Annotated in this window: 10 protein-coding genes and 1 pseudogene; 2 read left to right on the plus strand and 9 right to left on the minus strand. The window is 72.8% G+C overall.

Annotated elements, in window-relative coordinates; all coding sequences use genetic code 11:
* Together G3I40_RS14670 and G3I40_RS14675 are read right to left on the minus strand one after the other, a co-directional pair.
* Positions 1-281, minus strand: a pseudogene (locus G3I40_RS14670) (MFS transporter); the annotation flags it as partial.
* On the minus strand, positions 278-847 hold the full coding sequence (locus G3I40_RS14675; protein WP_164302614.1) for an XRE family transcriptional regulator: 570 nt from the start codon (positions 845-847) through the stop codon (positions 278-280). The gene G3I40_RS14675 and the pseudogene G3I40_RS14670, both read right to left, overlap by 4 nt.
* Between G3I40_RS14675 and G3I40_RS14680 the strand changes: the two genes are divergently transcribed.
* Positions 846-1,367: a GNAT family N-acetyltransferase gene (locus tag G3I40_RS14680; protein WP_164302615.1), complete on the plus strand. Its 522-nt coding sequence runs from the start codon at positions 846-848 to the stop codon at positions 1,365-1,367. The two genes, G3I40_RS14675 and G3I40_RS14680, sit on opposite strands and share 2 nt — an antisense overlap.
* Before the next feature lies 1 nt (position 1,368).
* Here the strand turns inward: G3I40_RS14680 and G3I40_RS14685 are convergent, their stop codons facing one another.
* The 7 genes from G3I40_RS14685 to G3I40_RS14715 all read right to left on the minus strand — a co-directional run bounded on the left by G3I40_RS14685 (position 1,369) and on the right by G3I40_RS14715 (position 7,863).
* Complete coding sequence (locus G3I40_RS14685; protein WP_164302616.1) at positions 1,369-2,583, minus strand: MFS transporter; 1,215 nt, start codon at positions 2,581-2,583, stop codon at positions 1,369-1,371.
* Positions 2,567-3,121 (minus strand): GNAT family N-acetyltransferase, encoded by a 555-nt coding sequence (locus G3I40_RS14690; RefSeq protein ID WP_164302617.1) that lies wholly within the window; start codon positions 3,119-3,121, stop codon positions 2,567-2,569. Before G3I40_RS14690 ends, G3I40_RS14685 begins: the two co-directional genes overlap by 17 nt.
* Positions 3,118-4,254 (minus strand): type III PLP-dependent enzyme, encoded by a 1,137-nt coding sequence (locus G3I40_RS14695; RefSeq protein WP_164302618.1) that lies wholly within the window; start codon positions 4,252-4,254, stop codon positions 3,118-3,120. The genes G3I40_RS14690 and G3I40_RS14695 overlap by 4 nt, the downstream gene beginning before the upstream one ends.
* Positions 4,251-5,567 (minus strand): DUF6271 family protein, encoded by a 1,317-nt coding sequence (locus G3I40_RS14700; protein ID WP_164302619.1) that lies wholly within the window; start codon positions 5,565-5,567, stop codon positions 4,251-4,253. Before G3I40_RS14700 ends, G3I40_RS14695 begins: the two co-directional genes overlap by 4 nt.
* A complete protein-coding gene (locus G3I40_RS14705) occupies positions 5,549-6,634 on the minus strand; it encodes a phytanoyl-CoA dioxygenase family protein (protein ID WP_164302620.1) in 1,086 nt (361 codons plus the stop codon). The genes G3I40_RS14700 and G3I40_RS14705 overlap by 19 nt, the downstream gene beginning before the upstream one ends.
* A 266-nt stretch (positions 6,635-6,900) precedes the next feature.
* A complete protein-coding gene (locus tag G3I40_RS14710) occupies positions 6,901-7,368 on the minus strand; it encodes a DUF1801 domain-containing protein (RefSeq protein ID WP_164302621.1) in 468 nt (155 codons plus the stop codon).
* Positions 7,369-7,386: 18 nt separating this feature from the next.
* Positions 7,387-7,863 (minus strand): carboxymuconolactone decarboxylase family protein, encoded by a 477-nt coding sequence (locus G3I40_RS14715; RefSeq protein WP_239091741.1) that lies wholly within the window; start codon positions 7,861-7,863, stop codon positions 7,387-7,389.
* A gap of 179 nt (positions 7,864-8,042) precedes the next feature.
* Here G3I40_RS14715 and G3I40_RS14720 point away from each other — a divergent pair.
* Positions 8,043-9,080: helix-turn-helix domain-containing protein (locus G3I40_RS14720; RefSeq protein WP_164302622.1), on the plus strand; the 1,038-nt coding region annotated here is incomplete at its 3' end.

Here is a 9,080-nt window from a genome sequence, read left to right on the forward strand (position 1 = left end):
AGGCCGCCCGCGAGCGCCGCCAGCACCAGTCCGGCGGCGAGCAGGGCGAGCTGACCGGTGACGAGGCGGCGGGGTGCCGTCCGGTCGGCGAGCGGCAGCAGGAAGGCGAAGCCCGCGATGCAGCCGGTGAGCGCGGCGGTGGTGACGAGGCCGACGGCTGCGGCCGAGGTGCCGGTGTCGCGGGCGACGTCGCCGAGGGCGGGCTGGACGGCGTAGTTGTTGGCGAGGGCGATCCCGGCCGTGCAGGCAAGCAGCCCGACGCTGCCGCGGGGCAGGTTCACGGCGCCTCGCCCCGCACCAGGACGACGGCGTAACGGCACTCCCGGTCCGAGGAGTTGACGAAGACGCACGGCGCGGGGTCACCCAGTTCGACGGTGTCGCCCGCCTCCAGTTCGTGCACCGCGTCGCCCTCGTGGAAGGTGAGGTGCCCGTCGACGACCCAGATGATCTGCCGGTGGAACGCGAACGCGGCGGCCGGATAGGGCACGCGGGCCCCGGCGGGCAGCCGGATCTCGGCCATCTCCGCCGGGAACCCGGGGCCCGAGAGCTGCCGTCGCACGTACCCGGTCTCCGGGTCGAGCCACTGCGGCGCCGTGTCGGCGCGCCGCACCTTCTCCGCGCCCGCCTCGGGGTCGAGCAGCGTCGCGACGCTCAGCCGGAACGCCGCCGACAGCTTGCCGAGGACGACGGCGGTCGGATTGCTCTCGCCCCGCTCGATGCGGTGGATCATCGCGCGCGACACCCCTGAGGCGTCGGCCAGCTCGGACAGCGTCCAGCGGCGCCGGTCCCGCTCGGCCCGGATCCGGGCACCGATCCGCTCGACCAGGGGGTCTACGATGTTGGACATGAATCCACCATACGAGACGGGGCCGCGGGCGGTGACGGTCCGCCCGGCACTTTCGCAGGACCTCGACGCGGTCCTCGCCATCCGCAACCACGCCATCGCGCACGGGACGGCGCTGTGGACCGACACGCCGCAGTCCCGTGCCGAGGGCGAGGCCTGGCTCGGCGCGCACCTGGCGCGCGGCAGCGCGTACGTGGCCGAGCACGACGGCACGGTCGTCGGCTTCGGGGTCTACGGACCCTGGAAGGACTACTCCGGTTTCCGGCACACGGTCGAGAACTCGGTGTACGTGGCCGAGGGCCACCACGGCCGGGGCATCGGCTCCACGCTGCTCGCCGTGCTGATCACCTCCGCCCGGGAGGCGGGGCTGCACATCATGATCGCCGGGATCGAGTCGGGCAACGCGGCGTCGATCCGGCTCCACGAGCGGCACGGCTTCGCGCACGCGGGCACGGTGCGCGAGGTCGGCACGAAGTTCGGGCGCTGGCTCGATCTGACGCTGATGCGGCTGCAGTTGAGCTGACTCACGTCTCGGCGAGCTCGGCCCGGTCCGTGCGCGGGCCCGGGGCGTGGGTCCAACTGATGCGCGTCCCGCACAGGGCGACGACCGCCGCCGCCAGCGCGACGACGCCGAACCCCCACACCAGGCTGCTCGCGTTCGCGACGAAGCCGATGAGCGGCGGTCCGGCGAGCAGGCCCGTCGTGCCCATGGCGGCCACCAGCGCGAGCGCGTCCGAGCCCTGCCGGGCCGCGGCGACGTAGACGCACGGGGTGACGGCCGCGATCCCGAGGCCCACGCACGCGAAGCCGACGAGCGCTCCCCCGACGTTGCCGCTCAGCAGCGCGAGCGCCAGGCCCGCGGCGGCCAGCGTGCTGCCTGACACGACGATCCGGCCGTCGCCCCACCGGCCGCGCCAGCGGTCGGCGAAGAGCCGGGCGAGCACCATCATGCCGGAGACCACGGCGATGCCGAGCGGCGCCGACTGCCGGGAGGCGTCGGCGACTTCCTGCAGGTAGAGCGTGGACCAGTCGTTCATGGCCCCCTCGGTGACCGTGCCGAAGGCCATGGCGCAGCACATCCACAGCACCACGCGCGGGGGCATGGCCCACCTGCCGCGCCGCTTCTTCTGCGCGGGCTGCGACGCGGGTTCGTCCTCGGTGAGCAGCCCGGTCCTGGCGTACGCGGCGAGCAGCAGGAGCAGCGCGGCGGCGACGGCGAAGTGCGCGGGGACGGACGACGTCATCGCGTTCATTCGGGAGGCGAGCAGGGCCGCGAGCAGGGAGCCGCCGCTGAACGTGGCGTGCAGGCGGGCCATGGTGGTCCGCTCGAACCGGGCCTCCAAGGCGGCGCCCTGGGCGTTCATGGCGACGTTCAGACAGCCGACGAGGACGCCGTCGGCCCCCAGGACGAGGAGCGCGAGGGGGTAGTTCGGCGCCGCGGCCAGGGCGAGGAGCAGCAGGGCGAGACCGAGCGCCGACAGCAGGGCGAGCCGCCGCGAGCCGAGCCGCCGCATGAGCGGGTCCACCAGGGGGAACGACACGACCGCGCCGATCCCCGCGGCCATCAGCAGCACGCCCACCTCGGCCGCGCCGAGTCCGAGGTCGTCCTTGAGCGCGGGGATGCGGGAGGCCCAGGTGGCGTACTGGAAGCCGAGGGAGCAGAACAGGGCGGCGATCGCCCACTGATGGCGGCGGAACGGATCGGGGACGGCAGGGGCTCCGTCAGGGACAGGGGACACGCACACCACTCGTTTCCGGTGATTCTCGGGGCAGGGGGGTCGTTTCGAGGGACAGGGACATGTAGACGGCGTCCGTGCCGTAGTCGCCCGGGGCGACGACGCCGGGCCGCGGGGTGAAGCCGCGGGCCGACCAGAACGCCTGCGTCCCGCCGACGGAGACCAGGGAGACGCGGTCGTACGCGCGGGAGCGTGCCGCCGCGAGGAGGTGGCGCAGCAGGGCGCGGGCGAGGCCCCTGCGGCGCAGTTCCGGTGCGACCACGAGGTCGTGGAGGTGCAGGTTGCGGCTCGGCGCGGTGCCGCGCCGGGTCCGCCCGAGGTCCGGGTAGGCGCCGTGGGGGTAGGGCAACGCCAGGACGTAGCCCGCCAATTGGGGGCCCGCGTGCGCGGCGAAGCAGGTGTCGGGCGAGGCGTCCCGCCGGGCGCGCAGGGCGGCCGGCCCCTCCGTCAGGCCGAGGCGGGTGTACGCCCGGGCTTCGAGGGAGGCGATGGCGGGCCAGTCGCGTTCGGCGATCGCGCGGATGCGCGGGGCGTCGCTCATGGGCGCTCCCCGCCCACGCAGGTGTGCGGGAGCGGGGCGAAGCCGTTGAAGCCGCGGGTCATGTAACTGGTCGCGTAGGCGCCGCTGGACAGCACCCGGACGGGGTCGCCGGACGCGAGGCCACGCGGTACGCGGATCAGCCCGGGGAACGCGTCGTCGCTGTCGCAGGTGGGGCCGGCCACGCGGGCGAGGACCCGGTCCCGGTCGGCGCCCGGGTGGGCCGGGAAGTCGAGCGGGTACTGCACGGCGTCGGTCTCGTACAGGCCGTTGAACCGTCCGACGCTGAGGTACAGCCAGTGCCGCGGCGTGCCGTCGCGGTCGCGGCGGCGGGTCAGGCGCACCACGTGGGCGCGGACCACACCGTGGTCGGCGACGAGGTGGCGGCCCGGTTCGACAACGAACGCGAGGTGTTCGCCGTGCATGTCCCTCAGGTACTGCATGCCGTCGCGGAGCACCGCGAAGATCTTGTCCAGTGGCGGGTCGAGCGGGTTGCCGTGCCGGTCGGCGTAGCCGAGCGCGGGCAGGCCGCCGCCGAGGTTGACGTGGTCGAGGACGAGACCACGGCGGCGTACGGCCGTCAGGGTCCGGTCGAGGTCGGCGAACGCGTCCTGCCAGGCCTCCGTGGTCATCTGCTGCGATCCGACGTGCACGGACAGGCCCGCGGGCACGAGACCCGCCTCCCGGGCGGTGAGGAGGATCTCGGCCGCGTCCTCGGGGGCGCAGCCGAACTTCTCGCTCAGGCCCCACAGCGCGCCGTCGCCGGTGGTCGAGAGCCGGCAGAAGACGCGGGATCGCGGCGCGTGGGCCGCGAGGGCCCGGACGTCCTCGACGCTGTCCGTGGCGTAGTCGCGCACACCGAGACGGTGGGCGTGTGCGATGGCCCGGTCGGACTTCACGGTGTTTCCGTAGTGGATGCGGCCGAGGGGCACACCGGCCCGCAGTGCCTGCGTGATCTCCTGGGGGCTTGCCGCGTCGACGCCGATCCCCCGGCGGGCGAGATGTCCGAGGACCTCGTCCACGGGGCAGGCCTTGAGGGCGAACCGCACCCGGACGCCGGGGAGTTCGCGCCGCAGCTCGTCGCAGCGCCCGCCGATCCCGTCGAGGTCGTACACGAGCCGGTCGTCCGCGGTCATCGGGGCTGCTCCCCCGCGTGCACGGGCGTGGTCCTGGCCGCTTCGAAGAGGGCGCCCCAGGCCTCCGTCAGGAGCGCGAAGTCCTCCATGTCGCGCCGGGCCTCATCGAGCAGGCGCTCGCGTCGAGCGGCGAGGTGGTCGGCCAGCTCCGCGTACCTGCCGCCGAGTTGCCGGTACGAGGCATCGAGGACGTCGAGGCGGCGGACGTTCGGCGACCGGTCGAGCCCGGTGCTCTCGCGGACGAATCCGGCGACGACGTCGGCACGCACCCGCCCCTGCGCGTCCAGCAGCGTCTCGCCCGCCGCGGCCATCCGCTCGTAGACGAAATGCAGGTACAGCATCGACAGCAGGAACTTGGCGAAGCGGGTCTGGTAGGCCAGGAAGCCGGCTCCCGTACGGCGTTCGCCGGTGTGGAAGTTGACGATGTCGCGGTTGTGCAGCACCCCGGGCAGCGTGGCGTCGTGGACGAGGTGAATGAGGAAGTAGTCGCTGCCGATCGTGTCGGTGGCGGGCGGCAGCGGTACCCGTTCGTGCACGTCGTGGAAGGCGATGTTGCACATGTCGACGCGCATCGGATCGACGAGGGCGAGCAGCGACCGGTCGTGGGTGAACGGGGCGGTCCCTGCGCCGAGGAACGACTCGGCGGCGAGGTCCGCGCGCTGCTGCGCCGACCAGTGTCCGGGCGCCCACAGGCCGACGATGTCGGCATAGAGGCCGGGGTCGATGGCCTGTATCTCGGCCACGTCCACGGAGAGTTCACCGATGAAGGAGGCGCCCACCATCGCCACGCGCTTGTCCCGGTGCGCGCCCGCCAGGGCTGTCTCGTCGACGGCGGCCGAGGCGTCGGCGGCGCGGCGGCCGAGGGTGCGCAGTTCGTGGTGGACGGGGAAGACGGTTCGGCCGTCGACGCTCTGGTAGCGGCTGTCCGAGTCCCTGCGGTGCACGGAGGTGCAGCCGAGCGCGGCCGCGATCAGGAACGCCCGGTTGGTGCAGGCGCCGTACGAGACGGCGTCCGGGAGCATCAGGTCGAGCAGGAGGTCGGGCTTGGGGGTGTCGGCGGCGTCGACGGCGCGGCGCAGGAAGGCGCGCTGCTGTTCCTCGTCGAGGTGGTGGACGGTGATCCGGGGATCTGCGGGCAGGTGTCGCAGGACGTCGCGGTGGCGCTCGCGCACGGTCGCGTCGCAGGAGTCCAGGACGAGCAGTCGCACCTCGACGTCGAAGGCGGTGACCGCGTACGCGGCCTCCTCGCCGAGGGCCCGGAGGGTGTCCGCGCAGGGTCTGTTGGTCGGCAGTGTCAGACAGATGCGGCGCACGGCACCTCCTCGGCGGCCCCGTCCCGCGCCGGACGCGCGGGGTCGTTCCAGGACTCCTTGCCGAGCAGCCTGGCGCCCAGGTCGGTGAGGTCGGCGGGGCCGTAGCGGAGCGATTCGGGGCGGACCGGGTCGCCGACCAGCGTCGGGTTCCAGTCGGGGGTGGACAGGGTGCGCCAGGAGTCGACGCGGGAGCGGCGCAGCGTCTCGTGGGTCTCCAGCGCCGGCATCATCGACAGGTACTGGACGGCCCGGACCCGGGTGCCGGAGAGGTTCGGCGCCACGCCGTGCGCCAGCATCCCGTTGAAGATCAGCAGGTCACCGGCGGCCAACTCCGGGCGCACGACCGGCATTTCGGTCCGGTCGACGGCAGGGCGGATGGGGTCCCGGCCGGCCGGCTGCAGGGCGGCCCACCGGTCGAAGCGCCGGAACAGTTCGGGGCAGCACTGGAACCCGCCGGTCTCGGGGCTCGTGTCGTTCAGCGCGATGATGCCCTGGACGCGCTGCGGCAGGACGCTCGCCGTGGTGTCGACGTCCCAGTGCAGCGCGATGTCGAAGCCGCGCTCCGTGGGTTCGATCAGTCCCCGGGAGCGGCTCTTGATGTTGGGCGGATTGAGGTTGAGCCGGTCGAGGGTGACCCACAGCTCCTCGCAGTCCCACACGTCGACGAACGCGTCGTAGACCCGCTGCGACTGGCGGCTGTTCCACAGGAGTTGGTGGTGGTAGGCCTCGACGAAGCCGTATACGTGCAGGTCCCGTTCGAGGTCGCTGCGGAACTCCCGCTCCTCGTACCAGGTGGCGGGGCGGGCCGGGTCCAGGCCCTGGAACTCCCAGGCGAAGTCGAGGAGTTCGTGTGCGGCGGCGGCCGGTATCGCCTCCTTCACCACGACGTATCCGTACGTCTGCCAGAAGGCGAAGTCCTCCGGCGAGAGCACTCTGAGCGGGCGGTTCTTGTGCAGGTGGCGCAGCTGGGTCTGCGCCAGATAGGTCTCGCCGTCGGCGCTGAGGTAGGGAACCTCGCCCGGGGCGCGGTGGAGAGGGGGAACGGTGGTCGGCGTGCGATGTGCCAAGGCTCGATCCTTCGGTGCTATTGCAACCGGTGAACTGGCGAGGAGCTCGCCCCGCGGAAGGCTCGCGGCGGTGACCGCCTCATTTGGACTAGACCAACCTGGACTAGACCAACTGAGGCTGTCAACACCGGACTTGACCGGAACGCCGATTCCCACTTCTCGACACCCGCACGTCACAAGCGCTTTCCGTGCTCGACAAGTCCCCGCTTGACAAGCCGAATTGAAGAGCGGGATGTTAGAGGTCTACACCACGAGCACCGTCCCGCTCAGCCCGCCGCCCTGCGCACGAGCTCGGCGATCGCGGTCTCACCGCGCGCGGTCAGTTCCTTCAGCGCGTAGGTGGTCGGCCACAGCACGCCCTCGTCGAGGTGTGCCTGGTCACTGAAGCCGAGCGTCGCGTAGCGTGACTTGAACTTCTTCGCATCCTGGAAGAAGCACACGACCTTGCCGTCCCTGGCGTACGCGGGCATCCCGTACCAGAGCTTCGGTGCGAGCTCCGGCGCGTTCTCCTTGACCAGCGCGTGGATCCGCTCGGCCAGGCCCCGGTCCCCCTCCTCCATCTCGGCGATCTTCGCGATCACGGCGGCCTCGTCCTGCGCCGCCTTCTCGGCGCGGGAGCCGCGGCGCGCGGACGCCTTCAGTTCCCGGGCGCGCTCCTTCATGGCGCCGCGTTCCTCGTCCGTGAAGCCGTCGTACGCGGCGGACCTGTCGGCTGTCTGCTCGGTCTTCGTCATGGCGGTGATCCCTTTCCCTCAGGCCCACGTACCGCCGGCGATCTGCCGGGTCGTGGCGTTGAGCCGGTTGAACAGGTTGGTGACGCCGATCATCAGGACGATCGCGGCGAGTTGCTTCTCGTCGAAGTGCGTGGCGGCGGCGTCCCACACCCCGTCGTCGACCGCGTCGGGGCGGTCGGCCAGGCGGGTCGCGGCCTCGGCCAGCGCGAGCGCCGCCCGCTCCGGCTCGGTGAAGTACGGGGCCTCGCGCCAGGCGGCGACCGTGGCCAGGCGCTCCTCGCTCACACCGGCCTTGCGCGCCGACTTCACACCGCCGTCGACACATGCGCTGCAGCCGTTGATCTGGCTGACCCGCAGGTGCACGAGCTCCTGCGTGTGACCCTCCACGCCGCCGGACGCCACGGCCTTCAGGAGGTTCTGGATGCCCGCCATCGCGTCGGGCAGGACAGCGGCGGGGCTCTGCATGCGGGCCTGTACCTGTATGGGCGACTGCATTTCGGTGTGCTCCTCGGTTCGGTCCGTCCCCCGTTTCCCTCGGGGCGTGGGTCCATATCAGCCCGCTCCGCCCGCCACGACCACGACGATGGGACACCGTGGGACAGCCGGAACGGCCTTGAGCAGCGCGGACCCTCCCGGATAGGTTTCCGTCCGGACGGGACACGGGGGGTCTTTCGATGAGTGCTCAGCGAGCGGCGAGGTCCGAACACGGCGAGCCGCAGGAGGAGTTGGCCGCCAGGTTGCGCATGCTTCAGGAGCTCTCGGGGCTCGGCGTCCGTGCTCTCGCGCGGGACAGCGGGCTCAGTTCCTCGTCGCTGTCGCGCTATCTCGGCGGGCAGACCGTGCCGCCCTGGCCCGCGGTGATCTCCCTGTGCCGCCTGGTCAAGCGCGACCCCCGCCCCCTGCGCCCGCTGTGGGAGCGGTGCTCCGGCCCGCTGCCCGCACCCCCGAGGTCCAGTCGCCACGGCAGGCCCCGGCCGCGCAACGACCTGCCGCGCGACGTGCCCGACTTCACGGGACGGCGAGCCGAGCTCACGGCCGTGCTCGCCGCGGTGGACAGCCACCGGGTGGTCGCCGTCGACGGGATGGCCGGTGTCGGCAAGACCAGCCTCGCGGTGCACGCGGCGCACCGGCTCACCGCCGACCACCCGGACGGCCAGCTGTACGTGGACCTGCACGGGTTCACCGAGGGCCGGGAACCGCTCGACCCCGACCCCGCCCTCCGTATGCTGCTCGGCGCCCTGGACGTACCGTCCGAGAAGGTGCCGCGCGAGGGGGTCGAGGAGCTGGCCGCGTGCTGGCGCTCCGAGCTGGCCGCCCGACGGATCCTCGTGGTTCTCGACAACGCCGCCGACGCCGACCAGGTCCGCCCGCTGCTGCCCGGCGCCGGGGCGTCCGTCGCTCTGATCACCAGCCGCAACCGCCTCCTCGGCCTGGAGGAGGTGCCGCCGGTGTCGCTGGACGTGCTGAGCCCGCAGGAGAGCGCGGAGCTCCTCGCCCGGGCCAGCGGCGAGAGCGACGGCTCCGGCGGCCGTCTGGCCCGTGATCCGCAGGCCGCCGCCGAGGTGCTGCGGCTGTGCGGCCACCTGCCGCTGGCGCTGCGGCTGGCAGCGGCCCGGCTGCGGCACCGGCCGGGCTGGACCGTGGGCATCCTCGTCGCGCGCATGGCCGAGGGCACGGGCGAGTTCGACGCCGCGTTCGCCATGTCCGTACGG

Source organism: Streptomyces sp. SID14478 (assembly GCF_010548525.1).
GTDB lineage: Bacteria > Actinomycetota > Actinomycetes > Streptomycetales > Streptomycetaceae > Streptomyces.

What these genes read in the sequence shown, in the direction of transcription:
- G3I40_RS14680 (WP_164302615.1), top strand. Translation starts at nt 846, where the DNA reads ATGAATCCACCATACGAGACGGGGCCGCGGGCGGTGACGGTCCGCCCG.
- G3I40_RS14675 (WP_164302614.1), bottom strand. Translation starts at nt 847, where the DNA reads ATGTCCAACATCGTAGACCCCCTGGTCGAGCGGATCGGTGCCCGGATC.
- G3I40_RS14690 (WP_164302617.1), bottom strand. Translation starts at nt 3,121, where the DNA reads ATGAGCGACGCCCCGCGCATCCGCGCGATCGCCGAACGCGACTGGCCC.
- G3I40_RS14695 (WP_164302618.1), bottom strand. Translation starts at nt 4,254, where the DNA reads ATGACCGCGGACGACCGGCTCGTGTACGACCTCGACGGGATCGGCGGG.
- G3I40_RS14710 (WP_164302621.1), bottom strand. Translation starts at nt 7,368, where the DNA reads ATGACGAAGACCGAGCAGACAGCCGACAGGTCCGCCGCGTACGACGGC.
- G3I40_RS14715 (WP_239091741.1), bottom strand. Translation starts at nt 7,863, where the DNA reads ATGCAGTCGCCCATACAGGTACAGGCCCGCATGCAGAGCCCCGCCGCT.